This is a genomic window from Bradyrhizobium sp. CSA112, assembly GCF_029051645.1.
Taxonomy (GTDB): Bacteria; Pseudomonadota; Alphaproteobacteria; order Rhizobiales; family Xanthobacteraceae; genus Bradyrhizobium.
This window is the reverse complement of record NZ_JAACFS010000042.1, coordinates 1-26,746: the sequence shown is the minus strand read 5'-3', so window position 1 is coordinate 26,746 and position 26,746 is coordinate 1. Positions and strand designations below refer to the sequence as shown.

Below are 26,746 nucleotides of genomic sequence, written 5' to 3'. Positions count from 1 at the left end.
CTATTCGCTCCGGCTTGCCAGCGCATTCACGGCGGCGACCGTAATCGCCGAGCCGCCAAGGCGTCCCTCGACCGTCAGCGCCGGCGCGGGCGGATCTATCATCAATGCGGCCTTGGCTTCAGCCGCGCCGACAAAGCCGACCGGACAGCCAATGATCGCCGCCGGCCTTGGGCAGTTGCGATCCTCCAGCATGTTGAGCAGGTGAAACAACGCGGTCGGGGCATTGCCGATGGCGACGATCGCGCCATCCAGATGCGGCCGCCACAGTTCCAGTGCTGCGGCTGAGCGGGTATTGCGCATGGACTGCGCGAGCGAGGGAACCGCGGGATCGTCGAGCGTGCAGATGATGGCGTTGCCGGCCGGCAGGCGCGCGCGCGTAATTCCCTCCGACACCATGCGCGCGTCGCAGAGGATAGGTGCGCCGTTCTGTAGCGCGGCCCGCGCGATACGCGCCATGCCGGGCGTAGAGCGGATGCAGGATTCGAGGCCCACCATGCCCGCCGCATGGATCATGCGGACGACCACCGGCTCCTCGTCGGCCGAAAAGCGCTCAAGGTCCGCCTCGGCACGGATGGTGGCGAAGGATTGACGGTAGATCGCCGCACCATCGGTCTCAAAGATGTGCGGCATCAGCGCGCTACCGTTAGAACGGAAGGATCGGCGATCATGCGGGCGGCGCTCAGTCCACGCAGGGCGGGCGCATCCCGCGTCGAGCCGCCCCGGACGAGGTCAAATCCCTCGCGGGTCGCAACCAGGGTGAGAGCGGCAGACCCCGAATGGGCACAGCCCTTGGCACAGCCGGAGACATGAAGCCTACTGTCCGCGGCAACATGCGGCGCAAGCGCCGCCGCAAGTGCGCGTGTATCGGCATGCGCTTCACGGCAGGCGGGTGCACCGCTGCAGGCGACCACGCGCAGGATCGGATCATCGGCCTGCGTGATGAGGCCCTCGCAGCGGGGCATCTCGTGCAACCCCTCCAGCAATATCATCCGCCATGGCGTCATCCGCAATCCTTGCGCGCATCCGGCGAGATAGGTGAGCGCGGCATGTGTTACCTGCCCGAAAGCCGCGCCGACCATCGCGCCTTGAGGATGAAGTTCCGGACGCGGCACCGCGATCATGCGAGCCGGCTCGACGTGGCCACGAAGCGTGTCGGGCAGTTTTGCGCCAGCCCCGATATGCGCGGCCATCCGCCCTCGCCCGCCCCTGGCTCCGCCCGAGTTGACGAACCATTCGGCAAGCGTGAGCGCGACCTCGACGGCGTCTGTCCGCGAGACCGGACGGCCATGCTCCGCGCCGTCAGCACGCACGATCAATTCTCCCGCGATGCTGCGCTCGATGCGGATATCGGCGGAGGCACTGGCCAGCACACGCTCTGCCCCGCAATCGACGGCGAAGCCGAATTTGGTCGGCAGGTCGGGCGGTCCCATCGCAAGCCCCCGTTCAAGCTCTGCGGCGAGCGAACAGGTATCATCACTTGCGCTCCAGAACGGGGTAACCAGGATGTTGCGCCGCGCTTCCGACTCCGGATCATTGTCGATCAGGTGCAGCCGCGAGAGTTCCTCGATCAGCGGCCGATGGCCTTCATCACTGACACCCCTGATTTGGAGGTTGGCCCGGCTGGTCAGATCGATCAGGCCGTTGCCGTAGCGCGCGGCCAGCGCCGCAATCCCTGCCGCCTCTTTCGCATCGACCCGGCCACCATGCGGCCGGATTCGAACCACGAGCCCATCGCCTGACCGCATCGGCCGCAAGGCGCCGGGGCACCAGCCCTTGATCGCAACGGTGCTCATGAGGCCTCCCGCAGCGCGGCCGCGATCGAATTGCGTCGCGTTCTCCAGAGCGACGCTTCATGCAAACGGGTGAAGCAAGTTTCGATCGCCGAGAGCGCCGCCGGATTCTCGCGCGCCATGAACACACGAACGTCGTCATGGCCGAGCGTCGCGTCGTAATAGAGATCGAAGAGATGCACCGGCACGGCGTCCGCAAGATGGGCGAAAGCGGCCATGTGCTCGAGTGTTGCGGCTATTTCGGCGGCACCCCGAAAGCCGTGGCGCATCATGCCGGCGATCCATGCCGGATTGGCGGCGCGCGCACGCACGACGCGCGATATTTCCTCGGTCAACGAGCGTGCATGCGGCTGATCCGGACGCGTGGCGTCAAGGTGATAGAGCGATGGAGCGGCCGTGCCAAGCCGTGCCGCCGCGGCCGCAACGCCCGCCTCATGCACGGCATAATCTGCGGCCAACAGCAGGTCCGTTTCCGGCAGGTCCTGCGCATGGACGAAGGCATCGGCGGCGACGAGCCTCGCCTCGATACCCGCGCGGTCAGGCCGCATCGTGCCGTCGGACGCGATCGCCCAGGACGAAGCCGAAAGCCAGGCTTCACCGGCCGCCTCGCGCGACTCCTCCGTGAGGACATCCGGCATCGATGCCATACCGACGCCATACTGCCCCGGCCGCGGTCCGAACACGCGCGCCGCGCAATGACGGTAAGGATTGTCCTCGCCCTCCTCGTCCCGTTCGGAGAGGGCTTCGGTTGCCGCCTCAAACAATTGTGCAAGACCTGAAAAGACGTCGCGAAACAGCCCTGACACGCGAAGCGTCACGTCGATACGCGGGCGGCCGAGCGCCGCCGGCATGATGATGTCGTAACCCGTCACCCGCCCCGAAGCATGGTCCCACCGCGGCGCGATACCTGCAAGATGCAGGGCCATCGCGAAATCCTCACCTGCGGTGCGCATGGTCGATGATCCCCAGAGATCAACCAGCAACCCCTTCGGCCAGTCGCCGTGATCCTGCAGGTGACGCCGCAGCAATTCCTCGGCAAGCTTGATCCCTTGCGCATGCGCCGACGGCGTCGGCACCGCGCGGGGATCGACGGCGAACAGATTGCGTCCGGTGGGCAGCACATCGCGGCGCCCGCGATAGGGCGAGCCGGCAGGCCCCGGCGGAACGCGCCTGCCGGAGAGCGCGCCGAGCAGCGCGTCCTTCTCCGCCTCGCCGCAAGCCCCGCGGCCGAACACATGCAGGCCATCGCCGAACTGGCTTTCCTTCAGATCGCAGACGAAGCGATCGATCCGGGGAATGGCCTCAGCCGGCGCAGCCGACGCGCCAAGGCCGAGATCACCTTCCAGGCCCGCGGCACGTGCTTCATCGCGGATTGCTGCGATCAGCCGCTGGCGACGCGCGGGATCGAGACCATCGGCGGTCGAATATTCATCGAGCAGTTGCTCGAGCCGGCGCAGGCCTTCGGGCAAAGCGGCCCGCGCCAGCGGCGGCGGCAAATGGCCGATCGTGACGGCGCCGATGCGCCGCTTGGCCTGCGCGGCTTCGCCGGGATCGTTGACGATGAAGGGATAGATCACCGGCACATCGCCAATCAACGCTTCCGGCCAGCAGGTGGCCGACAGCGCGACGGACTTGCCAGGTAGCCATTCCAGCGTTCCGTGAGCTCCCATGTGGACGATCGCATCAATCCCCTCGCGCCTAAGCCAGAGATAAAACGCGACATAGGCGTGGCGCGGCGTGCGCGAGAGATCGTGATACTCGGCATCGCGATTGCCGATATCTCCGCGTTCCGGCTGGACGGCGATAGTCATCTTGCGGCGCCGGATCGCGGCGAAACGAAATTCGCCGCCGCGACAGGCTGGATCATCTTCCGGCGCGCCCCAGGCACTCGAAAGATCATCCTGCAGCCGGCGCGGCAGCCTGGCCAGCTCCGTGCGGTAATCGGCAACGCTCCAGGCCAATGCCTCCTGCAGGAGAGTTTCACCGAGCGCTTCTGTAGCTTTCACGTCGAAACCGGCAGCGCCGAGATCGGACAGCAGCGTTTCGACCGAAGCGAGTGCGTCGAGCCCGACCGCATGCGCGATCTGGTGCGGGCGGCCAGGATAGTTCGAGAGCACAATCGCCAGCCGTTTCTCGCCTGCCGGGCGGTTGGCAAGCCTGTGCCAAGCCGCCACCCGCTCGACGACAGCGCACACGCGTTCGTCGTCGGCCCTATGTGCCACGTGCGCGAATTGCAGATCGGGATCGCTCTGCTCCGGCGACTTGAAGCTGACGACACCCGCAAACAGCCGGCCGTCAACCTCAGGCAACACCACGTGCATTGCCAGATCACCTGGCGAGAGCCCGCGAAGCGATTCCGCCCAATCATCGCGCCGGGCTGTCGACAATGCGACCTGGAATATCGGACAGGATGCGGCATCGAAAGGCGTCGTGCCGTCGTCGGCGACCGCAGAGAAGGCGGTCGCATTGACGATCGCCGCCGGAGCGCATTGCTCGAAATGTCCCCTCATCCAGTCCGCCACACCGGCAGCCTTCAGAGAAGTGATGAATATGCCATAGGCATCAAAACCCTTTTGCCGCAGTGCTGTGATCAACGCGTCGATCGGGGCAGTATCCGCTGCGGTGAGATAAGAACGATAGAAGGTCACCAGCGCGCGCGGCCGCTGATCAGGATTTGGCAGCACCACGATTGCACCGCGATCCGGATCGTAGAAACCGATCTCGGGAATTTCGATTTCACCGACGACCGGCCCCGCGTAGAGGCCCGACGCCAGCGCGAGTTGGGCGAGTGCAGCCTGCGCCGCTATTGTTCCGCCCTTGTCGCACAACGCCTTCAGCCGTCCGAGCGTCGAGCCGGGCAATGTCGAGAGCGCATCCAGGCGCGGGTCGTCGCGACCATCGGCCGGAAGCACCGCAAGCGCGATGTCGCGCTGTTTGGCCAATTGATGCAAGGCGGCCAGTCCGTATGGCCAGTAGGATTCGCCGCCGATCAGGCGCACCAGTATGCCGCGCGCCTGCGACAGCGTGCGCTCGATATAGGTGTCGACCGAGAGCGGATGACGCAGCTCTGCCAAGTTCGCGAGCCTGAGCGACGGCAGACTGGCGCGGCCCCGCCGCCAGCCGGAAGCGAACGTGGCGAGATCGCTGTCCGAAAACGAGAGCACCACAAGGTCGGCCGGATCTTGGCCGAGATCCCTGGGCGTCGCGGTCTCCTCAAGACCGCGGCTCTCGCGAAAGACAACGTGCATCAGACACCAAGTCCCGCCCTGATGGCAGCCTCGTCGATATCGTCGTATTCACCGATCAGAACCAGCTTCGACCGCCTTGGCCGCGTGCCCCAGGGCATATCGAACTGATGTCGTACTCGCTCCCCGACCGATTGCATCAGCAATCGCATCGGCTTGCCCGCAACCGCAATATATCCCTTGGCGCGCAGCACGTTCTGTTCGCGCGCAAGCCGCTGGATCGATGCGACCAGCGCATCGATATTCGCGACTTCCGGGAACTCGACTACAACGGAGGCAAAATCGTTGTGCTCGTGCTCTTCCTCGCCGTCGTGGTGCGAGGGGCGCGCGGCGAGATCGTCTTCTGCCGCTGCTTCGAGACCAAGGATCACACGGGCATCGACCGCGCCGTCGACGACCGGCAGCATCAGCAGCACGCGACGCGGCATCTCGGCCGCGATTGCCGCCTTGGCCGCTTCAAGTCCTTCCGCGCCGACAAGGTCCGCCTTGGTGAGCAGCACGATGTCCGCGCAAGCGATCTGATCCTCGAATACTTCCGAAAGCGGCGTTTCATGGTCGAGGTTTTCATCGGCCGCACGCTGGGCTTCGACCGCGACAGGATCGGGTGCGAAGCGGCCGGCCGCCACGGCCTCCGCATCCGCTAGCGCGATCACGCCGTCGACCGTGATCCGCGAGCGGATCTCGGGCCAGTCGAATGCCTTGAGCAGTGGCTTCGGCAATGCCAATCCCGATGTCTCGATCAGGATATGGTCGGGCTTCACGCGTCGAGAGAGCAACTGCTCGATGGTGGGAATGAAATCGTCGGCGACTGTGCAGCAGATGCAGCCATTGGCGAGCTCTACGATGTTCTCGGCAGGACAGTTGGCGTCCGCGCAGGATTTCAGGATCTCTCCATCCACGCCTTCGCTGCCGAACTCGTTGACGAGCACCGCAAGCTTCCTGCCGTTCGCGTTGGTGATCAGGTGCCGGATCAGCGTCGTCTTGCCCGATCCGAGAAAGCCGGTGACAACGGTCACCGGGATCTTGGCAAGCGTTTTCATTCTGAGGCCTCCGGCACGGCGGCGATGGGTGGAATGCGCGCAAGCGACTGCTTGCGGAAGATCTCCGGCCGGCTGCGCCATGGCACGATGCCGTCGGGCGCCGCCGCATAGGCCGCGGCGCCAGCAACAACGTCCGGCGCGCTTGCGTCTGACAAGCGGCCGTACACATAGGACCAGCGCCGGGGACCGGAGAGCGCAATCGAGCAGCCTTGGCTGCAGGCGGATAGGCACTCGACCGGAACGACGTTGACGCCTTCCGGCACGCCAGCCTCGAGGATGGCGCTGTGCAGACGCGCGCCTGGCGCGGTTTCGCCTTCCATCAGCGTTCGGCCGGCACGGCAGGTGATGCAGACATGCAACGTAACGGTCATCGCCCCTTCTTCAAAAATTTTTGACGGAGGCGATGAGGCACACGAACCCGGAGACGCGAGGGTTCGCTCCCCGTCGCGGAACACCCCGTCCGCCGGTGGTCAATCTGTGCGCTGGCAGGTCTCCCGGCTTGCGGAGCAGGTTTCCCTTCGATCTCCACCTTCCCAACCCAAACGGGCCAGTGGCTCTTGGAGATCTCTCCGGTCACGGTCGCGGGGGCGGCTGCTTTTCGGGCTCAAGCTTCGAGGCAAGAGCCCTATCGCATTCCCTCTTCGCCTGTCGTAGGACAGGAACCAACGCTGCCTCACCATTTGCTCAAGCGTGCAACTTGTCAAGCCAAAGGAACGTGCAGATGATTTCCGAACCGGATGCCGCTGAGGAGGAAGCTGTCGTCGCCGAGGCCTCGCTCGATACCCGCCATGCGGCCAAAATGGCGAAGAAGAAGGCCGCCCGCGACCGGATGATGGCCACCAAGAGTGGAGAGAAGGGACTCATCATCGTCCACACCGGCGCAGGCAAGGGAAAATCTTCCTCGGCCTTCGGCATGATCATGCGGTGCGTCGCGCATGGCTTTCCCTGCGCTGTCGTGCAATTCATCAAGGGTGCGTGGGATACCGGCGAGCGCCGTCTCCTGACCGAACATTTTGGTGAACTGTGCCAGTTCCATGCGATGGGTGAAGGCTTTACCTGGGAAACCCAGGACCGCGCCCGCGACGTCGCTGCCGCCCGCGCCGCATGGGAGAAGGCCAAACAGCTGATCGCCGATCACGCCTTGCGCATGGTCGTTCTCGACGAGATCAACATTGCGCTTCGCTACGACTATCTGGAGATCGGAGAAATCGTTGAATTCCTCAAGAATTCAAAGCCGCCGATGACGCACGTCGTCCTCACCGGGCGCAATGCCAAGCAGGAATTGATCGACGCTGCCGACCTCGTCACGGAGATGACGCTCGTGAAGCATCCCTTCCGATCCGGAATCAAGGCGCAGCCCGGCATCGAGTTCTGACGAAGCAAGCGAGAATCCGATTCCATGGCGCGCGCATTGATGATCCAGGGAGCCGGCTCCGACGTCGGCAAGTCGCTCATCGTGGCCGCCCTTGCTCGCGCCGCGACCCGCCGCGGACATCGGGTACTTCCCTTCAAGCCGCAGAACATGTCAAACAACGCGGCCGTGACTATCGACGGCGGCGAGATCGGACGCGCACAGGCACTACAGGCGCAAGCCGCAGGCGTCGAGCCGCACACGGACATGAATCCCGTCTTGCTGAAGCCGGAAACCGATATCGGCGCCCAGATCATCGTGCAGGGGCGCCGCGTGGCGACGTTGCGCGCACGCGAATATGCCGCGATGAAACCCTCGCTGATGGCGCCGGTTCTCGAGAGTTTTGCCCGGCTGAAGGATCGCGCCGATCTAGTTCTGGTCGAGGGCGCCGGCAGCCCCGCCGAAGTCAATTTGCGGAGCGCTGATATCGCCAACATGGGCTTTGCCCGCAGGGCCGAGGTCCCGGTCGTGCTGATCGGCGACATTGACCGCGGCGGCGTCATTGCGCAGCTCGTCGGCATCAAGACCGTGCTCGATCCCGAGGATGCCGCCATGATCCGCGGTTTTGTCATTAACAAATTTCGCGGTGATCCCTCCCTGTTTGACGATGGCTATCGGCTGATCGAAACCTGCACATCCTGGCGGGGTTTTGGGGTCCTGCCCTACTTCGCCCGCGCCAACGAGCTTCCGGCCGAAGATGTCCTGGGGCTTGCCGGCGCGCACAAGCCGGGCAAGTGCAGAATCGCCTTTCTCGCGCTGTCGCGTATCGCCAATTTCGACGATCTTGATCCGCTGAAGCTCGAACCCGACGTGGACCTCGTGATGGTCCGGCCGGGAGAAGCGATCTCAGGTGACGTCACGCTGGTCGTCCTTCCCGGCACGAAGTCGACACGTGGCGACCTCGCCTTCCTGCGCGCCCAAGGCTGGGACATTGATCTCCTTGCTCACCATCGTCGTGGCGGTCATGTGCTCGGACTCTGCGGCGGATACCAGATGCTCGGACGCAGTGTGCAGGATCCGGAAGGTATCGAGGGACCCGCGGGAGAAACGCCCGGCCTCGGACTCCTGGACGTAACGACGGTGATGACGCCACAAAAGACTCTTACGCGCGTCACGGCGGTTCACGCCGCGACGAACCGGCCGATCGAGGCCTATGAGATTCACATCGGGCGCACCGACGGGCCGGACCGAGCACGGCCATTCGCCTCATCTGCTGGCGCACCGGAAGGCGCAGTTTCCAGCGACGGACGCGTGTACGGCAGCTATCTGCACGGCCTGTTTGCTTCCGACAGTTTCCGCGGCTCATTTCTCGCACGACTGGACATTCCGGCTACGGACCAGCAGTACCGCGCCAGAGTGGAGAGCGCACTCGACGCGCTAGCCGATCATGTCGACGCCCATCTCGACGTCGAAGGGCTGCTTGCGCTTGCACGCTGAGGTTGGTGATCAACGCGAGAGCGCGGCAGCAAACCGCGCCCATTCGGTCTCGTTACCCGGCAATCCCAGCCGCAGCCATCCCGGTCTTTGCCCAAATACGCGCGACCAGATCTGGCCCCGTGCGAGCCGCTCCTGCGCGGCACGCGCGTCGCCGGCCTCATAGAGCCGGAACAGCGGCGTGCCACCGACCAGTTGCCAGTCCTGCGATCGCACTTCGGCGTCCAGCCGGACGCCGTCGCGTGCCAGCCGCATGGAGGTCGCCTTCGTCCAATCGCGATCAAGCAAGGCGCGCCGTCCGATCGCAATCGCAGCACCCGAAATCGGCCATGGACCTGCCATCGCCGCCAGCGCCGCGACATCGGCCTCGCTGCCGAGCGCGAAGCCGAGCCGTAGTCCCGCAAGCCCGTAAAATTTTCCGAACGAGCGCAGGATCAACAGCCCCGGCCGTTTCGCCTCCGGTGCCAGCGACAGGTCGGGGACGGCATCGCCGAAGCTCTCGTCGACCACGAGTCGACCGACGCGCGGCATCAGCGCGAGCAGTTCGTTCGGATCATGGCGCTGGCCGTCTGGATTGTTGGGATTGACGACCACGGCGAGATCGGCACCCACCAACCCTTCGAGATCAAAAACCTCTGCCACGTCCCAGGCTGCGGCCGCAAGAACTGCTGCGTACTCGCTATAGGTGGGCGCAAGAATCCGCGCCCTGCCGCACGATGAAAGATTCGGCAACAATTGGATGGCCGCTTGTGCGCCACCAAGCGCCACGATTGGCGCCTTGGTGGCATACGCCTGCTGAGCAGCCTGATGGAGGGACTCGATGTCGGATCGGGAGGGCAGCGCGCTCCAATGCCTTGGCTCAATCTCGCTCACCGGATAGGGCTGCCGATTGATCCCGGTCGAAAGGTCGATCCAGTCCTGCGCACGCCCGCCGAAACGCTGCACGGCGAGATCGAGATTGCCACCATGCTCGAGCATAGCCTTCTCCGTTATGCGAGAGCCATCATCGCAAGCGCACCGGCCAACAGGACCATGGCGCGGACGTAGAGCTTCAACCCTTGCCAGATGTCAGCGGCAAGCGGATCGCGCGCGCCCTCGTTGAGCCAGGGTTCGTCGGCGGTACTTCCGTGATAGATGCGCGGCCCGCTGAGCCGTACGCCGAGCGCGCCGGCCATGGCTGCTTCCGGCCAACCGGCATTGATCGATCGGTGGCGGCTCGCATCCCTCACCATGCACGACATGGCATCCGAAGGCCGCCCGGCAACCAGCATGAACAGACAACCGGTGAGACGTGCAGGTATCAAATTTGCGAAATCGTCGATGCGCGCGGCAGCCCAACCGAAAGATCCGTGCCGCTCCGTGCGATGACCGATCATGGAATCGAGCGTGTTGATCGCCTTGTAGCCGATGATGCCCGGAAGCCCGAACAACGTCCCCCAGAACACCGGCGCGACGATGCCGTCGGAGGCGTTCTCGGCCAGACTCTCGATGGCCGCGCGCGCAATACCTGCCTCATCGAGAGCTGCGGGGTCGCGTCCCACGATGTGCGCGACCGCTGCACGTGCGGTTGCGATATCACCGGATTGCAGGGGCTGCGCAACCGCGGCCACATAATCATAAAGCGAACGAAGTGCGACCAAGGGCCATACCAGGATTCCCAGCAGGACGATGCGGCTCCATTCAAACGCGAGCGCGGCTTGAACCGACCATCCGATGCCGGCCGAAAGCCCAATCACGAAAAGCGCCACGACCGCGCCAGCAATCCGCCGGATTCCAGGCGGGTCGATGGACCTGTTGAAGCGAACATCGAGGATGTTGATCAGCCTGCCGAGCCAAGTGACGGGATGCCCCACGCGGGCGAACAGTGCGTCGGGCCAGCCCAACAGGGCGTCCACCGTCATCGCCACCACCATCGCTCCTGCAAAGCCCACGTATCGTCTCCCGTCCTGTCTGATCCTGATGCACAAGAATTCGGTATCAAGGCAAGCCCCATATCGCCTGATTTCACCTTTGTCTTTGTCGAAGATTGGTGATTAGTGCTGGCCTTAAGCGGAGGACGTCATGGCCATCATACTCATCACGGGCGGCACCCGATCCGGCAAAAGCCTACGCGCAGAAGTCCGCACCCGCGCTTTTCCGGAACAGCCCGTCTATATCGCCACGGCAGAGGCGCTCGATGAGGAAATGGGCGAGCGAATAGCGAAGCATCGCGCGCGGCGAGGAAAGGACTGGATCGAGCGCGAGGTTCCGCTCGATCTCGTGCAGGCCTTGATCGAAACCGATGGCGGTGGCGCAAGGCTGGTCGATTGCCTCACGCTGTGGCTGTCGAACCTGCTCCACGCGGAACGCAACTGGTCGCACGAGGCTTCGCTGCTCGCTGACGCGCTTGCCCGCCAGCGCAGCCCGGTCATCATGGTCACGAACGAGGTCGGGCTCGGTATCGTGCCGGATAATGCGCTGGCGCGCGCATTTCGGGACGCGGCGGGTATCCTGAACCAGACGATTGCCTCCGTTGCGGACGAGGTCGAATTCGTCGTGGCAGGATTGCCGATGAAGCTGAAGTAATGCCGCGCTTGGCGGAATTGCGACGCGTCGTCGGGTGAGCGCGAGCGAGTTGACGGTTCGAGGGATGAAGAAACATGCATCATTTCGAGCTTCTCAGGGGCATCGTCACTGACCTGAGAATCGCCATTTCGCTCTCCACGCTTCTGCCTCTCGGGCCGGCGACGCCGGTCAGCGATGGCGATGTTGCCCGCGCGAGCTGGGCGTTGCCAGTGGCAGGATTGCTGGTTGGCTTTGCCGGTGCGGCGGTCTACTGGATCGCACGCGAGGTGGGCTTGACGCCAAGCCCTGCAGCCATGTTGGCGCTAGCGGCCACGGTTCTCGTCACCGGCGCGATGCACGAGGACGGCCTTGCCGATACCGCCGACGGGCTCGGCGGCGGCCGGACGCGCGAGCGGAAGCTCGAGATCATGCGCGACAGCCGGATCGGTACTTACGGCGCGTGCGCGCTTATCGCATCGCTCATCTTGCGATGGAGCGCGCTCGAAACGATCGCCGAGCCAATGTCGATCGCGGCCGCGCTTTCGGTTGCACATGCGGCGGCGCGCGCCGGCATGCCCGCCTTCATGTGGCTGATTCCGCCGGCGCGATCGGATGGGCTTTCGGCCCGAGCCGGACGGCCGCCGGGGCGAAGCGCCGCCATTGCATTTGCTCTCGGGGCTCTTTGCCTCGTTTTCGGTTCCGGGCCGAGCAAGGCGTTGATCGGAGTGATTTTGCTCTCACTGGCCGGGTTGATACTGGCGTGGCTTGCCACGAGGCAGGTCGGCGGACAGACAGGTGATATATTGGGTGCGTTCGAACAGATTGGCGAGATCGTGGTTTTGCTGATGACAGCTGCCCTCCTTCACACGGAACCAGGACCCTGATGGTCGCTTTCGATGAAGCCTTTCGCCGGCAACTGCGCGAGCTCTTCGTGTGGCGCCGCGACGTGCGGCGCTTTCGTCCCGATCCTCTGCCGAGCGGCGCCATGGAGCGGCTGATTGAGATCGCCTGCCTTTCCCCGTCGGTCGGCCTGAGCCAGCCTTGGCGGTTTGTGATCGTCGAAGACAACGCAAGGCGCAGTGCCGTGGTCGAGGATTTCAGGGCCTGCAACGCCGATGCGTTGCATTCTTATTCAGGCGAACGCGCGGCGCGGTATGCGAGCCTCAAGCTCGCCGGTCTCGAAGAGGCCCCGGGTCACCTGGCCGTGTTCGCGGACAAGACGAACGATATGGGGCATCGCCTCGGGCGTGCAACCATGCCGGATGCGGTCGAATACTCCGTCGCCGCCGCCATCTGCTGCATGTGGCTCGCCGCACGTGCAGACGGCATCGGACTTGGCTGGGTGTCGATCCTTAACCCGGCTCGCATCCACGAGGTTCTTGAAGTGCCGGAGTCCTGGAAGTTCATCGGCTATCTCTGCGTCGGCTATCCCCAGAAAGAGTTTGATCGACCCGAACTTGAGCGCGCCAACTGGGAATATCGGCGATCGGCGAAGGAATTTACCACTCGACGCTAGCGCCCAGAATTTCAAGTTTCCACCCGGAGCCTTCGTCGCGTGTTAACGTCGTGTAGGTCAACCAACCAGGACTAACGACCTGGCGATTGGCCGAAGGGCAACGTTAGATTCCTCTCGGCTAGATATTGGCCCCACACTGGTTTGTCTGGCACTGCAGACCCGGGCCGCGATGTTTTTCCAGAGAGAGAGAGAGAGAGAGAGAGAGAGAGAAAATTTCCAGTTCCGGACGGCTGTGTTCGCTCGCAATACCCCGTGCGCACCTAAGAAGCGAGAAACTCGTTCGGGTTGAGGCCCCGGATCGGCGCGACCGATGCGGCGCCTGTTGCTGGCTGCCGTCGAAACCGGTGGGCCTCGCGCTTAAAGCTAGGCGCTAACCGACATCGATCGCCCAGCAATGATGGGTAGAGCGCGTGAGAAGCCACCCGCAGCCATCTACCAGAGTTCGCTCGCACGATGATCGATCAGTGTGCTCGCAATTCGACGGGAAAGAATAATACCCGGTCGCCACTTCAGCTGTACGAAGCCACAACTATTTGAATCAACGCACTTAGTGGTAATGCCATGCCTGTCCTTGACAAAACGCTTTTCTGCCGTCCCAGTATCGTTGCGAAGTAATAGGCCGGTGACAGACATCAACTAATCCGATGGGCCGTTCTGATTTAGCGATGGATTGGTGCGAGGACGCGGCCAACCCCTGAATTCATGGGCGTGAGTGAGATCAAATGCAAGATCTGCAAGCTGGCGCTCATACTCGCCATAGTAAAAAATGCCCGGCCCCCTTTCGGCGGCCGGGCGGAAGTCAGTCTGGGAGGAGCGACGCTGTTACACATCGCACCAGCTTCCGTCGGCAGAGGGAGGGTGCCGACGGTTCATTTACGGCGAGGGCATTCGCCGTTAACTTTAGCCGGGAAGGCCGATATCCGTTCCAAATGAAATCTGGCTTCGCTTCCTTCTGCTCTATTCAGGGAATTCGGCCCAACGCTGCGCGGGAAGGTCGACAACGGCGTCAGTTCTTCCCTCACGTAATCTTAGGACGGTCACCAAGATCATGCTTCTGAGATGGACCCACGGAAAAGAGGCTGTCCGTCAATGCTACACCCGCCGACTGATCGTCATCCACGACGGAAATGACGCCGAGTGTGTGCGGCCATTTGCACCAGACTATGCGCTTTTTCTATGCAGCATTCCGTAAAATTGGTGAAATCGATTGTTTTGATGGGATGCATCTATACTGTTGATACATAAAGACATGCGTTCAGCGGCCTTGATCTAAATCGCGTCGTTCGCGCCGGACGCTCTGATGACTAGCGTAAGCTCTGGCCTCATAGCAATCTATTCTATCAAGACCTCGCGGTGGCCGACTTTTTTGCGCGGCCTCGGCCCTTTTCCCACCTGCAAGGCCCGCTGCGGGCTTGCGCTGCTTTTACGGATCAGCCAGGGCACGCCGCGGAAATCTCACAATTGCGCGTTTAGGGCTTCAATCGCGAAAGACCGCTGAGGGGGCGCGTTGGCCGACGGCTGGTGCGAAGGTAATCATCGAGGCTTGCACGGACACGGCTCGCAAACGGCGAGGCACCCGGCTCATCATGGCCCATGATTGTTTGATGGCCGACAAAGTCTCACTCGGCAACGTGGTAATTGCGACACTATTCTCAATCCAAGAATATCGCGCGGCCGTGCCCCGGGCCGACTAGACGCACATCATCGACAGCCTTCGAGCGGCACGTCATTTGCAAAGATGATGTTGGGCGTGGACACGGACGTTCACCCGTGCCGATGCCCGCAACCTCCAGGTTGCAGCCCGACGCACCTCTTGCTTCCCCCTTGCAAAGTGCGTCGGGCTTTTTCGGTCGTCAAGTTTCCACGCATCTGCCTATCCTCCGCGTGAATGCAAATTGGAACGCCTATGAACTATACGCGCGCATTTTCGGAGACGCCGAACGCCATGTCGGCGCCAATCATCGGATGCATGGCGATGTTCTCGGCGACCAGCGGCATTGCGGTCGCTGAGATTTAGTCCACTTCGTCCTGCGCCAGACGCAGCGGTAACGTTCACGGTGAGCAGGAAGCAGGGCTTGCGCCAGAGCGTAGCGACGCTGAAAAGCGCAGTTCCCTACTCGCTGAAAGGAGTGATCACCTTCAATAGTTCTTTCGGTAGCGTCCAATCCGATTAGAAGTGCACGCTGCTCCGTATCCGGATTTTTGTATCCGGGATGCGACAATGCAGCAGACTGTCGGGGAGCCATCGAAAAACATTCCCAAATTGATAGTTTCCCGGTGATTTAGAACACTACCAACGACAACCTTGACGATCAAGCCCATTGGCTTTGAATCGCTGATCTCGCCGGTCATACTCCCTGACCCAGCGCAAAGTCCAGTTGGCGCTAGGCTGTTATGTGGCTAGGAATGGGGGGAACTCGAATATGCGATCGGATTTGGCTGACATCTACGGGCAAGACAAGCTCCCACGGTACACCAGCTATCCAACAGCCCCGCACTTCTCTTCTGCAATCGGCGAGAAGGTGTATCGGCATTGGCTCAGATCGGTTTCGGCCCACCGACCCGTCTCGCTCTATTTTCACATACCTTTCTGTCGCTCAATGTGCTGGTACTACGGATGCCATACATCGGTGGCCGAGCACGAGGAGCCGATCGCCGCGTTCGTCGCAGCTTTGCGTCGGGAGGCGCAACTAGTCGCGGACACGATAGAGAAAAGCCTGCCGGTCGCGCATCTGCACTTCGGCGGGGCACTCCGACCATCATGGCTCCGCAACTGCTCGTCGATCTCGCTTACGCCTTGCGCTGTATCTTTTTCGTGGTTCCGGATGCCGAGATTGCCGTTGAGGTCGATCCGCGAACTCTGATCAACGACCTGACGCAGGCTTTAGAATACTGCGGGGTCACCCGCGCGAGCCTCGGAGTCCAGAGCTTCGACCCAAGAGTGCAGCGCACAATAAATAGATTGCAAAGCTTCGAGCAGACGGCAGCTGCAGTCGAAAGGCTTCGCCGGGCAGGTGTGCGGGGGATCAACTTCGACCTTCTCTATGGTCTTCCTTTTCAGACGGTAAGCTCTTGTCTAGACAGCATTGCCAAGTGCGTCGAATTGCGCCCCGACCGGCTTTCGGTGTTCGGCTACGCGCACGTCCCCTCATTCAAGAAGCATCAGCGCAAGATCGCGGAGGAGAGCTTACCTGACAGTGTCGAGCGACACGTTCAGTCCGAGACCATCGCAGAGGCCCCTCAGGACGCGGGGTATGTGCGCATCGGGTTGGATCACTTCGCGCTCCCAGACGATGCGCTCGCGACGGCGCAGCGATGGCCGATTGCGGCGCAATTTCCAGGGCTACACCGATGACGGCGCTGACACACTCATCGGCCTCGGGGCGAGCGCGATCGGTCGGATGCCACACGGCTTTGTCCAGAACGTGGTGGCCATCCGCGACTACCTGAACCGCATCGCGGAGGGCCGGCTAGCCACGGTGAAGGGTTATGCTTTCACCGAGGATGACCTTTTCCGCGCTGATATCATCGAGCGGATCATGCGATTTGACCGTTGACCTGGAGCAGATATCCCGCATCCATCGTCGGGATCCACGGACAGCAGTCGTCGATCGCGTCCGAATCGACCGGCTTTTAGCCGACGGAGTCGCGACAATGTCTCAAGGTCGGCTAACCGTCAGCGAAGGATCGGAATTCCTGGTGCGTAGCTCGCCTCAGCGTTTGATGCTCACCTTTCGCGGTCAACAGGCGTGCACAGTCGCGCGGTCTAAAGACCGAGAGGCCCTTAGACCATTTGTAGCTTGTCAGCAGCAGCTCGGACCACGAACGAGATCCATCGCATCTGGCTTTGGCTTCGTCCGCAGCGCATCGATCGTGTAGCTGTTGGCGCAGTATTCATGAAGGTGCTGCGCCGTTGTTTCCGCCTCTATCTCGCGGTTGCATCGGGTCTTTTCGGCGCACAGTGCACACACCAGCGTCATGTCGCGCAGCACGCCCGGCTCCTTGCGCGCAATGGCCGTCTCGTCGATGCCGAGCGCCTTGAGTGGTCCCGACAGCTCATCAGCGCCGCGCCGCCCACGGTAAGTGAGGGTTTCGAGCTCCGTTGGTGAGACGCGAAGGTCGCGCGCGATGCAATCGAGCTCGGCGGCTCCAAGGGCGCGGAGGTCGGCGGTATCACGGAGCCGGCCGAGCCACTCCGAAAACCTGCCCATGAGCCTACCTCCGATCGATTCCTTTCTTATAGCCGATGCCATAGTACCCTCCCGGTACGGTTTGAGCACGTCAAGTATGCGGGGCGAATAGCCGACCGTATTGCGTCAGATCAAAATTGGAAGCATCCCGGGACGCGCAACGACGAGGCATTACGGTCGCGATTCCGACCTCAGCTCGACGCGGCGTGGAGCCTGCGTTTCGTCGTCGTCAGAAATCGCGCGCCAGGCGGCTCCCTCGAGATCGTCATATTGGCCGTTCTTGAGGGACCACAGAAATCCGAGCAGCCCGAACAGGCCGAGCAAGAGCGCCAGCGGCACCAGGAACACGATCACCTCCATCACAGATTCTCCTGCGGGAGAGTTCGCGCACGCAGCGCATTCAGCATCACCAGGATCGAGGAGCCCGACATCGCGGCGGCCGCGATCAGAGGCGTCACGAAGCCCAGAATGGCGATCGGCACGGCGAGGCAATTGTAGCCGACCGCGAGATAGAGGTTCTGCCGCATCAGGCGCAACGATTTCCGCGAATGGTCTACCGCGGCAATCACCGGCGCGAGGCGGTTGCCGAGGAAGACGAGATCGGCCGTCGCCTGGCTCAAATGCGCCGCCGAGATCGGCGACATCGAGACATGCGCCGCCGCCAGCGACGGCGCATCGTTGAGCCCATCGCCGACCATCATGACTTTAAAACCCTGCCGCTTCAGTTCCCCGATCCGGGCGATCTTGTCGGCGGGCGTGACGCCGGCGCGCCATTCGGGGATTTGAAGCATCTCAGCCGCGGCGCGCACCGCCGGCTCGCGGTCACCGGAAACAATTTCTACCGCCACGCCACGCTTCTGCAGCGCCGCGATGACCGCGCGCGCGTCCGGCCGCAGGCTCTGGCAGACCGCGAACACATAACGTTTTTCACCACGCGCGAAGGCAACGACGGAAACCTCGGGATCGCGGCTCAGGACTTCGTTCGCGAGATCATCGGCCTTGCAGAAAGTTGGACTTCCAAGCCTCACCTCTTCACCTTTAAGAACGCCGCGAACGCCCTGCCCTGGCTGTTCCGTGATCCCGGGCAGCGGCGATTTCGCGCCGGCCGCGCGCGCCAGCGCCGAGGCGACGGGGTGATGGCTCGCCAGCGCAAGCCGGCCCGCGAGCTCGAACACATCGGCGGGCACGGCCGCCGAGTTCACCACATCGAGCTCAGGTAACGTCAGCGTTCCCGTCTTGTCGAAGATGATACGGTCGATCTCGGCGACGCGCTCGATGGCATCACCCGAATTGAGCAGCACGCCAGCGCGGAACATCGCGCCCGACGCCACTGTCTGCACCGTCGGGATCGCAAGCCCCAGCGCACAGGGACAGGTGATGATCAGAACGGCGATCGCGGTGATAATGGCGTCATGGACGCTGGCGCCGGCGATCAACCAGCCGATCATGGTCAGGAAGGCCGTCGCGTGCACCACCGGTGCGTAGAGGCGCGAGGCACGGTCGGCAAGTTGCACATAGCGCGAGCGGCCCTGCACGGCGTGATCAAGCAGCCGCTGGATGTCCGCAAGCAGCGTGCCTTCGGAGACGGCGGAAACGCGCATGCGCAAGGAGCCGGAGATGTTGAGCGAGCCGGCGTAGACCGCACTGCCCGGCTTGACCGCCGCATGCGACGTCTCCCCCGTGATCAGGCTCTGGTCGATCTCCGACCTGCCGTCGATGACCGTGCCATCGATCGCCGAACGCTCGCCGGGCCGCAGCAGAACGATGTCGCCGGCCTTGACCGCTGCGGCCGGCACCACGGAGATCTCGTCTGGACCGACGAACTTGGTCGCCGTCTCGGCCTTCAGAGCGGCGAGATTGCCGGCCACCGCGCGGGTTCGCCGCTGCATGTTCTGTTCGAGATAGCGCCCGATCAGGAGGAAGGTGAGCAGCATGATCGCCGCGTCGAAATAGGCGTGCTCGGCATGGCCGATGGTCTCGACGATCGAGGTCGCGAGCGCCAGGATGACGCCGATGCTGATCGGCACATCCATGTTGACGTTGCCGCTGCGCAGCGCGTTGAAGGCGGAGCGGAAGAAGGGCTGGCCGGCATAGGCCGCGGCCGGCAGCGCGATCAGCGCCGATATCCAATGGAAGAAATCGCGCTGCTCTGGTAGCATGTCGCTGACATTACCGGACCACACCGGGATCGACAGCATCATGACGTTCATGGTCGCGAACGCCGCAACGCCCAGGCAGCGCAGCAGGAAGCGGGAGTTCTCGGCCTCTGCCGCTTCAGCGGTGACAGCCTCGAACGGATAGGCCTTGTAGCCGAGCTCGACCAGGCAATCGATGAAGCGCGCCGGATCGAGCGCGCCCTCCTTCCACTCCAGCGCGACACGGCGGTCGGTCAGGTTGACGCGCGCCAGCGTCACGTCCGGGATGGCTGAAAGGCCACGCTCGATCTTCGAGATGCAGCCGGCGCAGCTGATGCCTTCGACAGCGAGGTCAATATGCGCCACTCCGGAGCCGAGATGCTTAACATAATGCGAAAAGTCCCGTGTCGCCTGCATGACGCGTTCCCCTAGTTCAGTACCACGCGGTTCCTAGACATGAACAGACGCCGGCCGTCGGCTTCGCTTTCCAGCACCAGATTCCATTGCCCCGGTCCGACGGCGCCGCCGCTGCCCCGATAAATGCCGCCTGTCACCTCCAACAGCGCGATCACCCGGTCCGCCCGCCGGTCGGTCGGCCGCTCCAGGCGACCGGTGAATTTCAGTCCGGTCAGCGCCTTTCCGCTCCCGTCGCGTGCCTTGACTTCCAGCGCCGTGTCCCCGTCCGCACTGCGCGCAAGATGCGCGTCCACCTTCCAGCTGCGTGCATCCTGCTCGCGTGCGGCGGCGATCTCCTTCTCATAGGCAAGGCTCGCCGCATAGGCGCTGTCGACCTCGGTGCCGGGCAGCGTCATGGAAGCAAGCCTTATCATGGTGAGGTTGACGCCGATGACGACGCCAAAGAACGCAAGCAGCATGAAAAGCACCTTGCGGCCGGTGAGCGGCTTTGGCGATGCACTGGCTCTGTTCACGACAGCTCCACTTGTTCTCATGGCGAGACGAAATTGTCGATCGCGGAAGCGACCTCGCCGAGACCGATATCGGTGATCCGGAATTTAGTCGGGATCGATTTTTCGGTATTCTTCTCCGACGGAGCAGTCACCAGCACACGCAATTCTGTGGTGCCGTCGCGCCCGAGCACGACCATTGGCCGGTCGGGCGTGATCGAATCGTCGCCCACTACGTGGAGAACGGCATCCTGCGGACCATCGACGTCGATCGTCACCACGCGGTCAAAACCGCGCTTGTTGAGCAAACGGACCGTGTAGGCGTTGCGGATCGAGCCGTCGCTAAGCTTCACCGCGACAGGGTTGCGATCGTGCAGCACGTTGATGTCGAGCAGCGAACGGGTGAGCAGCGCATACAGCATGATCCCACCGACGAGTGCGATCAGCGCGGTGTAGATGATCGTGCGTGGCCGCACGATGCGGTAGATCGGCGGCTCGCCGGCCATCCGGCGCTGGATGTTAATGTCATTGTCGTAGCCGATCAGCCGAGTCGGCCCGCCGATCTTCTTCATCACGTTGTCGCATGCATCGATGCACAGGCCGCACTGGATGCAATCGATCTGCGGGCCATTGCGGATATCGATGCCGGTCGGGCAGGCCGCCACGCATTGATAGCAATCGAGGCAGTCGCCGGCAGGCAGGCCGAGCGCCCGCAGCTCGTTCGCCTTCTTTACCGACATGCGCTTTTCGCCGCGGTCGTAGCGATAGGTGACGTTCAGCGCCCATTCGTCGGTCAGCGCCGCCTGGATACGCGGCCAGGGGCACATGTAGACGCAGACCTGCTCGCGCATGAAGCCGGCGAGCAGATAGGTCGTGGCGGTGAGGATCGCGATCCAGATATAGGCGATCGCCGGCGCCTGGAAGGTGACGAGCTCCTTCACCAGCGTCGGCGCGTCGGTGAAATAGAGCACCCAGGCGCCGCCCGTCCACCAGGCGATCAAGAGCCAGATCGAATGCTTGAGCACGATTTCGGAGACGCGCCCGAGTTTTAGGGGATCGGCGGAAGCCGCCTTCCTCATGCGCTCGCGCCGGTCGCCCTCGATCAGGCGCTCGACCGCATAGAACAGGTCGGTCCAGACCGTTTGCGGGCACAGATAGCCGCACCAGATGCGGCCGCCGACCGAATTCATCAGGAATAGTGTGAGCGCGGCGATGATCAGGAGGCCGGTGAAGTAATAGACCTCCTGCGGCCACAGCTCGATGAAAAAGAAATAGAAGCGACTGTTCGGCAGATCGATCAGCACCGCCTGATCTGGGGCGCCAAGGCCGCGATTCCAGCGCACGAAGGGCAGCAAGTAGTAGACGCCCAGGCAGAACGCCATCAGGCCCCATTTGATCCGACGGAAGGTGCCAAAAACACTCTGCGGGTAGACGTTCTTGCGGGCCGCGTAAAGCGGCCCAACATCTTCGACTTGGTCGGGGTCTGTTTGGATGATTTTGTTCATGGGCCCGTGCTCTCTTAGTCTCCTCCCTCTCTGCCGGGTTGATCCAGCGCAAACCCAACGCCGCTTCCCTTTGCTCCGCTACTTGCCGCCGCCGAGCGTGTGGACGTAGACCGCCAGCGCCTTGATGGTGGACGGATCAAGCCGGCCCACCCACGCCGGCATCACGCCGGCCCGACCATTCGTGATGGTCTCACTCAGGGTCGCCTCGTCCGATCCGTAGAGCCAGATCTTGTCAGTGAGATTGGGCGCGCCGAGCTCCTGGTTGCCCTTGCCCGCCTCACCATGGCAGCTCGTGCAATTCTCGGCGAAAATTTTTGCGCCGGCGGCGACATCGTAACCCTGGCGCGTCGGCAAGCCCGAGAGCGAGCGCACATAGTTGGCGACCGTGCCAATCTCGTCCCGCTTCAAGATGCCATCCTTGCCGAAGGCGAGCATCGCGCCCTCATGGGTCTTGGTGTGACCCGAGCGCGCGCCGAATTGGATGGTCTGCACGATCTGGTCGAGCGAGCCGCCCCACAACCAGTCGTCGTCGTTCAGGTTGGGATAGCCTTTTGCGCCGGCGCCGCCCGAGCCGTGGCACGGCGCGCAGTTGTCGCCGAACGCGGCCTTGCCGCGGGCGCGCGCCAGCGTCAGCAGCGCCGGATCCTTTTCGATATCGGCGAGCGAAGCAGCACCCAGCGCAATCATCTTGTCGCCGCGGATCTTTTCCAGAATTGCAAGCTCGACGCCGACCGCGGCGCGCGTCGAATAGTTGAGCGCGCCCCTGGTGTAGCTCCACAGAAGCGGCCAGGCCGGGTACACCACCCAATAACCGATCGCCCACAGGATGGAGGCGTAGAAGGTGATCAGCCACCAGCGCGGCAGCGGTGTATTGAGTTCCTTGATGCCGTCCCACTGGTGACCGGTGGTGGTCTTGCCGGAAACCTCGTCAAGTTCGCTTTCCGCCATGACCTCTCAGTCCTCCCGCAACGGCATCCGAGATGCCTGGTCGAAAACCGCCTGGTTCCGCGGCCAAAGCGCGTAGATCACGATCGCAATGAACAGGCCGACGAAGATCGGCGTCCACACACTGGTGACGAGGTCCGACGCGATGTTGTGAACGATCAAGATTGCTTTCATCGTCCTGCCTCTCAGCGAAGATTGGCTTTTTCGTTGTAGAGCTTGAAGTCGACCAGCGTGCCGAGCATCTGCAAATACGCGACCAGCGCATCCATCTCGGTCGGCGCACCGGCCTTGCTGTCGAAATTGCGGATCACAGCTTTTGGATACCGTTTCCCGAACGCGTCGGTGCCGACACTATCCGGATCGGCCTGCGCCTTCAGGTCGGCGACCGCGTTCTTGATTTGCTCGTCCGAATAGGGCACCCCAACGATGCGGCTGGCCTTCAGGTTGTCGGCGACAACAGCGGTGTCGACCTCGGTCTGGGCGAGGAACGGATAGCCCGGCATCACCGACTGCGGCACAATCGCGCGCGGATTGGTCAGGTGAGTGACGTGCCACTCATCTGAATACTTTGCGCCGACCCGCGCGAGATCCGGCCCAGTGCGCTTCGAGCCCCACTGGAATGGATGGTCGTACATGCTCTCGGCAGCGAGCGAGAAGTGGCCATAGCGCTCAATCTCATCGCGGAGCGGCCGGACCATCTGCGAGTGGCAGAGATAGCAGCCCTCGCGGACATAGATATTGCGGCCTGCCAGTTCGAGCGGTGTGTAGGGCCTGACGCCATCGACCACCTCGATCGTGCTTTTCAGGTAGAACAGCGGCGTGATCTCGACCAGGCCGCCGATCGCAATCACAACCAGAATGCCCGCGATCAGGATGATGGAATTCTTCTCGAAGATTTGATGGCGGGTCCAAAAGGACATCCGATCGCTCCTTATTCCGCCGCCTGCAACGCGAGCTCTGTGCCGACGTCCGCCTCGCTTGCCCGCACCGTCATCCAGAGATTGTAGGCCATGATCAGCGCGCCGATCAGGAACAGCGCGCCGCCGGCGGCACGGATGACGTAGAACGGGTGCATCGCTTCCACCGTCTCGATGAAGGAATATTCGAGGAAGCCGAGCGAGGTGTAGGCGCGCCACATCAGGCCCTGCAGGATTCCGGAGACCCACATCGCCGAGATGTAGAGCACGATGCCGATGGTCGAGATCCAGAAGTGCCAGTTGACGAGCTTCAGGCTGTACAGTTCCTTGCGGCCCCACAGCCAGGGCACCAGGCAATACAGCGCACCAAAGGAGACGAAGCCGACCCACCCCAACGCACCGGAGTGAACGTGGCCGATGGTCCAGTCCGTATAGTGACTCAGCGAGTTCACCACCTTGATCGACATCAGAGGACCTTCAAAGGTGGACATGCCGTAGAAGGCCACGGAAACCACCAGCATGCGCAGCACCGGATCGGTGCGCAGCTTGTCCCAGGCGCCCGACAGCGTCATCAGGCCGTTGATCATGCCGCCCCAGGATGGCATCCAGAGCATCACAGAAAAAGTCATGCCGAGCGTCTGCGTCCAGTCCGGCAGCGCCGTGTAGTGCAGATGGTGCGGGCCGGCCCAGATGTAGAGGAAAATCAGCGACCAAAAGTGGATGATCGAGAGCCGATAGGAATAGACCGGGCGCTCCGCGCGCTTCGGGATGAAGTAGTACATGATGGCGAGGAAGCCGGCGGTCAGGAAGAAGCCGACCGCGTTGTGGCCGTACCACCACTGGAACATCGCATCCTGCACACCGGCCCAGGCGATGTAGGATTTCGAGCCGAGCAGTGACACCGGCAGCGCCAGGTTGTTGCCGAGATGCAGCACGGCGATGGTGACGATGAAGGCGAGATAGAACCAGTTGGCGACGAAGATGTGCGGCTCCTTGCGCTTCACCAGCGTCATCACGAACACGACGAGATAGACGACCCAGACGATCGTCAGCCACAGATCGGCGTACCATTCGGGCTCGGCATATTCCTTGGATTGCGTCACGCCAAGTAGATAGCCGGTGCCTGCGATCACAATGAAGAAGTTGTAGCCGAGCACGACGAACCAAGGCGCGAGATCGCCCACGAGCCGCGTCCGGCAGGTCCGCTGCACCACATAGAACGAGGTCGCGATCAGCACGTTGCCGCCGAAGGCGAAGATCACCGCCGAGGTGTGCAGCGGCCGGAGCCGGCCAAAACTGGTCCAAGGCAGATCGAGATTGAGCAAGGGCCATGCGAGCTGGGATGCGATCAAGAGCCCGACGGCGAAGCCGGCGATGCCCCAGAACATCGCCATGAAGGAGGCAAATTTGATCGGACCGAGATTATAGTTCGGCTTCCCGCTGATCTCCTCCGGCGGCAGCGACGCGGGGCGGTCGAGATACCGATTCATGATGGCGAAGGAGGCGACGCCGCTCGCCACTGCAGCGAGCGAAGCATGAAACGCGAACGGCGCGTCCAGCGCCTTGGCGGCTGCGAACGCGCAGACGAAGGCTGCCATCGCGAAGAATAGCATCAGCCCGGCTTCGCCGTGGGTCATCCATTTCGTGGATTGAGTTTGCTGCATGTGTGATTCTCTTTGCATGGGCGCCTGCCCCGTCAGCCCGGGTCTCGCTGTGTTGTCCTTGATTGAGATCAACCCGATCAGCTACCCCCACGACCGGCGGGCATTTTGCACCCGCTCCAGCGGCTGCCTGAAGGAATCAGAATGGACGACGCTTGCGCGCTCCCGGTGTTGCCTGATGCGACCTTGGTGATTGGACACTGGCCCAAGCAAGAGCAGCGGCGAAAATCACGAAGACCGAGATGACGGCTGCGGAAACCAAGAGCGCATCGGCGGGCATGACGACCTCCATTGAAGCTGATGCGAATATATCGCCGTTTCAACAGAGGCGTCTTTGATCTTGATCAAACTAGGACAAAAGAACCCAACGCGACGCGCTTCAACTTATGCCCGCAGACAAGGCTTCGGCGCGCGGGGTATCCAACAGGACGACGCCACTCGCAAAGGTTTGGATCACACCATCACGTTCGAGCTTCGAGAAGGTACGGCTCACCGTCTCGATGGTGAGCCCCAGATGATCCGCGATGTCCAGCCTTTTCATCGGCAGCGGCATAATTTCTCCACCACGTCCAATTCCACTCAGTCGGTCGCGCCAGCCGATCAGGAAGCTCGCTATCTTCTCTTCGGCGGAGCGCCGTCCGAGCAAGACCATATGTTCCTGTGCCCGGGCCAGCTCGCGGCCCGCCAATTCAATCATGCGGCGCAGCAACTGCGGCCGGTTCTCGGCGAATGTCGCGAACGACTCCTTGGAGAACTGACACAGCGTGACACGGCCGATCGCGTCAGCGGAGAATTCGTGGCGCGGCAAGCCGGGGAGCCCGAGGAAATCGCCTGGCAATGCAAAACCGACGATCTGCCGCCGGCTGTCCGGCAACAGCTTGTAGAGGCGCAGGGTACCCGCATGCACGCTGAAGAACGACGTTGCTATGTTTGCCTGTGCGAACACGGTGGCGCCTGATTCAAAACGAACATGCCGCGACAGCTGCGCCAATTCGCGCAATTCGGTCTTGTCGAGCGCTGCGCAGATGGCAAAGCCCCTCGCCGTGCAATCGTGACACAATCGACAACGCGTTCCTTCCCCCAAAACCGAAATCTTCACACGTCCCTCCGATTGCCGCCTGCAGGCGCCTCATGGGCGCGTTTCCCTGCCGGTCGATGCAGTGTAGCGTCCGTAGGGATGAGGTGTTGTTGATGCAGATCAATCGCCGGAGACGCCCTGAAGCTGCGTCGTTCCGCGCCCCGCGTAGGTCGTTAAGGGCGCGAGCTCGAGCTTGCCACTGAGATCCACGGCACCTCGCTTGACGCGCTCCAGATCGAGGCGCCCAGCTATCGCTGGTCTCGGGCCTGCTGCACCATCCCCTGAACGGACAGTCAGCCTGCTCGTACCGGTGGTCAGCATCATTATCAAGGCCTGACCAAGCCCGCAGCTAGCCAGCTCCCACTTAAGCTGCCTGTTGAACAGAGCAAGATCGCCACGAAGAAACCCTCCCTGAAGCCGATTCTTAAAC

The 26,746-nt window shown here is 62.6% G+C and carries 23 protein-coding genes, 1 pseudogene and 1 riboswitch; of the genes and pseudogenes, 6 read left to right on the top strand and 18 right to left on the bottom strand.

All coding sequences use genetic code 11. From position 1 onward, the window contains the following. Genes GWE18_RS36825 through GWE18_RS36805 form a run of 5 tightly spaced genes read right to left on the bottom strand, consistent with a single transcriptional unit; the run spans position 1 to position 6,446 of the window. Entirely contained in the window at positions 1-630 is a 630-nt protein-coding gene (locus GWE18_RS36825) for a precorrin-8X methylmutase (RefSeq protein WP_275190544.1), read from the bottom strand. Continuing rightward, positions 630-1,793: a precorrin-3B synthase gene (gene cobG / locus GWE18_RS36820; RefSeq protein WP_275190543.1), complete on the bottom strand. Its 1,164-nt coding sequence runs from the start codon at positions 1,791-1,793 to the stop codon at positions 630-632. The genes GWE18_RS36825 and cobG overlap by 1 nt, the downstream gene beginning before the upstream one ends. Further along, entirely contained in the window at positions 1,790-5,038 is a 3,249-nt protein-coding gene (gene cobN / locus GWE18_RS36815) for a cobaltochelatase subunit CobN (protein ID WP_213253900.1), read from the bottom strand. The genes cobG and cobN overlap by 4 nt, the downstream gene beginning before the upstream one ends. Next, positions 5,038-6,075 carry a cobalamin biosynthesis protein CobW gene (cobW, locus tag GWE18_RS36810; RefSeq protein WP_275190542.1) on the bottom strand — a complete coding sequence of 346 codons (1,038 nt, stop codon included), beginning with the start codon at positions 6,073-6,075 and terminating at the stop codon, positions 5,038-5,040. The genes cobN and cobW overlap by 1 nt, the downstream gene beginning before the upstream one ends. Further along, entirely contained in the window at positions 6,072-6,446 is a 375-nt protein-coding gene (locus tag GWE18_RS36805; RefSeq protein ID WP_275190541.1) for a DUF1636 domain-containing protein, read from the bottom strand. Before GWE18_RS36805 ends, cobW begins: the two co-directional genes overlap by 4 nt. A 95-nt stretch (positions 6,447-6,541) precedes the next feature. Then, a riboswitch (cobalamin riboswitch) is annotated at positions 6,542-6,757 on the bottom strand. Between the two features lie 39 nt (positions 6,758-6,796). On the opposite strand from GWE18_RS36805, the gene cobO reads away from it, so the two are divergent. Both cobO and GWE18_RS36795 read left to right on the top strand, forming a co-directional pair. Continuing rightward, on the top strand, positions 6,797-7,450 hold the full coding sequence (cobO, locus tag GWE18_RS36800) for a cob(I)yrinic acid a,c-diamide adenosyltransferase (protein WP_275190540.1): 654 nt from the start codon (positions 6,797-6,799) through the stop codon (positions 7,448-7,450). Positions 7,451-7,474: 24 nt separating this feature from the next. Further along, a complete protein-coding gene (locus GWE18_RS36795; RefSeq protein ID WP_275190539.1) occupies positions 7,475-8,923 on the top strand; it encodes a cobyric acid synthase in 1,449 nt (482 codons plus the stop codon). 9 nt (positions 8,924-8,932) lie between these two features. Here the strand turns inward: GWE18_RS36795 and cobD are convergent, their stop codons facing one another. Together cobD and cbiB are read right to left on the bottom strand one after the other, a co-directional pair. Further along, positions 8,933-9,898, bottom strand: coding sequence for a threonine-phosphate decarboxylase CobD (gene cobD, locus GWE18_RS36790; RefSeq protein WP_275190538.1), 966 nt, complete (start codon positions 9,896-9,898; stop codon positions 8,933-8,935). 11 nt (positions 9,899-9,909) lie between these two features. Beyond that, complete coding sequence (cbiB, locus tag GWE18_RS36785) at positions 9,910-10,851, bottom strand: adenosylcobinamide-phosphate synthase CbiB (RefSeq protein ID WP_275190537.1); 942 nt, start codon at positions 10,849-10,851, stop codon at positions 9,910-9,912. A 130-nt stretch (positions 10,852-10,981) separates the two neighbouring features. Here cbiB and cobU point away from each other — a divergent pair, with 130 nt between their 5' ends. The 4 genes and pseudogenes from cobU (at position 10,982) to hemN (ending at position 16,750) form a co-directional block, all read left to right on the top strand. Next, positions 10,982-11,485: a bifunctional adenosylcobinamide kinase/adenosylcobinamide-phosphate guanylyltransferase gene (gene cobU / locus GWE18_RS36780; protein WP_108521761.1), complete on the top strand. Its 504-nt coding sequence runs from the start codon at positions 10,982-10,984 to the stop codon at positions 11,483-11,485. 74 nt (positions 11,486-11,559) lie between these two features. Beyond that, positions 11,560-12,348, top strand: coding sequence for an adenosylcobinamide-GDP ribazoletransferase (gene cobS, locus GWE18_RS36775; RefSeq protein WP_057854141.1), 789 nt, complete (start codon positions 11,560-11,562; stop codon positions 12,346-12,348). Beyond that, positions 12,348-12,980 carry a 5,6-dimethylbenzimidazole synthase gene (bluB, locus tag GWE18_RS36770; protein ID WP_108521767.1) on the top strand — a complete coding sequence of 211 codons (633 nt, stop codon included), beginning with the start codon at positions 12,348-12,350 and terminating at the stop codon, positions 12,978-12,980. The genes cobS and bluB overlap by 1 nt, the downstream gene beginning before the upstream one ends. A 2,423-nt stretch (positions 12,981-15,403) precedes the next feature. Beyond that, positions 15,404-16,750: pseudogene (gene hemN, locus GWE18_RS36765) on the top strand (oxygen-independent coproporphyrinogen III oxidase). A gap of 33 nt (positions 16,751-16,783) precedes the next feature. On the opposite strand, the gene GWE18_RS36760 reads toward hemN, so the two are convergent. From GWE18_RS36760 to GWE18_RS36710, 11 genes are all read right to left on the bottom strand, one after another. Beyond that, entirely contained in the window at positions 16,784-17,191 is a 408-nt protein-coding gene (locus tag GWE18_RS36760) for a DUF6455 family protein (RefSeq protein WP_275190536.1), read from the bottom strand. A 150-nt stretch (positions 17,192-17,341) separates the two neighbouring features. After that, positions 17,342-17,530, bottom strand: a complete 189-nt coding sequence (gene ccoS / locus GWE18_RS36755; RefSeq protein ID WP_108521769.1) for a cbb3-type cytochrome oxidase assembly protein CcoS — start codon at positions 17,528-17,530, stop codon at positions 17,342-17,344. Beyond that, positions 17,530-19,722, bottom strand: coding sequence for a heavy metal translocating P-type ATPase (locus GWE18_RS36750; protein WP_275190535.1), 2,193 nt, complete (start codon positions 19,720-19,722; stop codon positions 17,530-17,532). Before GWE18_RS36750 ends, ccoS begins: the two co-directional genes overlap by 1 nt. 11 nt (positions 19,723-19,733) lie before the next feature. Next, positions 19,734-20,255 carry a FixH family protein gene (locus GWE18_RS36745; RefSeq protein ID WP_213251451.1) on the bottom strand — a complete coding sequence of 174 codons (522 nt, stop codon included), beginning with the start codon at positions 20,253-20,255 and terminating at the stop codon, positions 19,734-19,736. Further along, entirely contained in the window at positions 20,252-21,715 is a 1,464-nt protein-coding gene (gene ccoG, locus GWE18_RS36740; protein WP_275190534.1) for a cytochrome c oxidase accessory protein CcoG, read from the bottom strand. Before ccoG ends, GWE18_RS36745 begins: the two co-directional genes overlap by 4 nt. Before the next feature lie 78 nt (positions 21,716-21,793). After that, the gene (gene ccoP / locus GWE18_RS36735) at positions 21,794-22,663 is read right to left on the bottom strand and encodes a cytochrome-c oxidase, cbb3-type subunit III (protein WP_108521777.1); all 870 of its coding nucleotides are present in this window, start codon (positions 22,661-22,663) and stop codon (positions 21,794-21,796) included. 6 nt (positions 22,664-22,669) lie between these two features. Then, complete coding sequence (locus GWE18_RS36730) at positions 22,670-22,834, bottom strand: cbb3-type cytochrome c oxidase subunit 3 (RefSeq protein ID WP_057846728.1); 165 nt, start codon at positions 22,832-22,834, stop codon at positions 22,670-22,672. A gap of 11 nt (positions 22,835-22,845) precedes the next feature. Continuing rightward, a complete protein-coding gene (gene ccoO / locus GWE18_RS36725) occupies positions 22,846-23,580 on the bottom strand; it encodes a cytochrome-c oxidase, cbb3-type subunit II (RefSeq protein ID WP_057854472.1) in 735 nt (244 codons plus the stop codon). 11 nt (positions 23,581-23,591) lie between these two features. Continuing rightward, positions 23,592-25,214 carry a cytochrome-c oxidase, cbb3-type subunit I gene (gene ccoN, locus GWE18_RS36720; protein ID WP_108521779.1) on the bottom strand — a complete coding sequence of 541 codons (1,623 nt, stop codon included), beginning with the start codon at positions 25,212-25,214 and terminating at the stop codon, positions 23,592-23,594. Positions 25,215-25,617: 403 nt separating this feature from the next. Beyond that, entirely contained in the window at positions 25,618-26,337 is a 720-nt protein-coding gene (locus tag GWE18_RS36715) for a cyclic nucleotide-binding domain-containing protein (RefSeq protein WP_108521781.1), read from the bottom strand. Positions 26,338-26,436: 99 nt separating this feature from the next. Next, the coding region (locus GWE18_RS36710) for a hypothetical protein (RefSeq protein WP_275190533.1) at positions 26,437-26,746 on the bottom strand (310 nt) is incomplete at its 5' end.

Excerpts from the sequence above, each read along its gene's own strand:
- cobU (WP_108521761.1), top strand. The coding sequence starts at position 10,982 with ATGGCCATCATACTCATCACGGGCGGCACCCGATCCGGCAAAAGCCTA.
- GWE18_RS36805 (WP_275190541.1), bottom strand. The coding sequence starts at position 6,446 with ATGACCGTTACGTTGCATGTCTGCATCACCTGCCGTGCCGGCCGAACG.
- ccoO (WP_057854472.1), bottom strand. The coding sequence starts at position 23,580 with ATGTCCTTTTGGACCCGCCATCAAATCTTCGAGAAGAATTCCATCATC.
- ccoS (WP_108521769.1), bottom strand. The coding sequence starts at position 17,530 with ATGGAGGTGATCGTGTTCCTGGTGCCGCTGGCGCTCTTGCTCGGCCTG.
- ccoG (WP_275190534.1), bottom strand. The coding sequence starts at position 21,715 with ATGAACAAAATCATCCAAACAGACCCCGACCAAGTCGAAGATGTTGGG.
- cobO (WP_275190540.1), top strand. The coding sequence starts at position 6,797 with ATGATTTCCGAACCGGATGCCGCTGAGGAGGAAGCTGTCGTCGCCGAG.
- cobN (WP_213253900.1), bottom strand. The coding sequence starts at position 5,038 with ATGCACGTTGTCTTTCGCGAGAGCCGCGGTCTTGAGGAGACCGCGACG.
- GWE18_RS36730 (WP_057846728.1), bottom strand. The coding sequence starts at position 22,834 with ATGAAAGCAATCTTGATCGTTCACAACATCGCGTCGGACCTCGTCACC.
- cobW (WP_275190542.1), bottom strand. The coding sequence starts at position 6,075 with ATGAAAACGCTTGCCAAGATCCCGGTGACCGTTGTCACCGGCTTTCTC.
- ccoN (WP_108521779.1), bottom strand. The coding sequence starts at position 25,214 with ATGACCCACGGCGAAGCCGGGCTGATGCTATTCTTCGCGATGGCAGCC.
- GWE18_RS36745 (WP_213251451.1), bottom strand. The coding sequence starts at position 20,255 with ATGAGAACAAGTGGAGCTGTCGTGAACAGAGCCAGTGCATCGCCAAAG.
- cobG (WP_275190543.1), bottom strand. The coding sequence starts at position 1,793 with ATGAGCACCGTTGCGATCAAGGGCTGGTGCCCCGGCGCCTTGCGGCCG.
- cobS (WP_057854141.1), top strand. The coding sequence starts at position 11,560 with ATGCATCATTTCGAGCTTCTCAGGGGCATCGTCACTGACCTGAGAATC.
- GWE18_RS36795 (WP_275190539.1), top strand. The coding sequence starts at position 7,475 with ATGGCGCGCGCATTGATGATCCAGGGAGCCGGCTCCGACGTCGGCAAG.
- bluB (WP_108521767.1), top strand. The coding sequence starts at position 12,348 with ATGGTCGCTTTCGATGAAGCCTTTCGCCGGCAACTGCGCGAGCTCTTC.
- cobD (WP_275190538.1), bottom strand. The coding sequence starts at position 9,898 with ATGCTCGAGCATGGTGGCAATCTCGATCTCGCCGTGCAGCGTTTCGGC.
- GWE18_RS36825 (WP_275190544.1), bottom strand. The coding sequence starts at position 630 with ATGCCGCACATCTTTGAGACCGATGGTGCGGCGATCTACCGTCAATCC.
- GWE18_RS36750 (WP_275190535.1), bottom strand. The coding sequence starts at position 19,722 with ATGCAGGCGACACGGGACTTTTCGCATTATGTTAAGCATCTCGGCTCC.
- GWE18_RS36760 (WP_275190536.1), bottom strand. The coding sequence starts at position 17,191 with ATGGGCAGGTTTTCGGAGTGGCTCGGCCGGCTCCGTGATACCGCCGAC.
- ccoP (WP_108521777.1), bottom strand. The coding sequence starts at position 22,663 with ATGGCGGAAAGCGAACTTGACGAGGTTTCCGGCAAGACCACCACCGGT.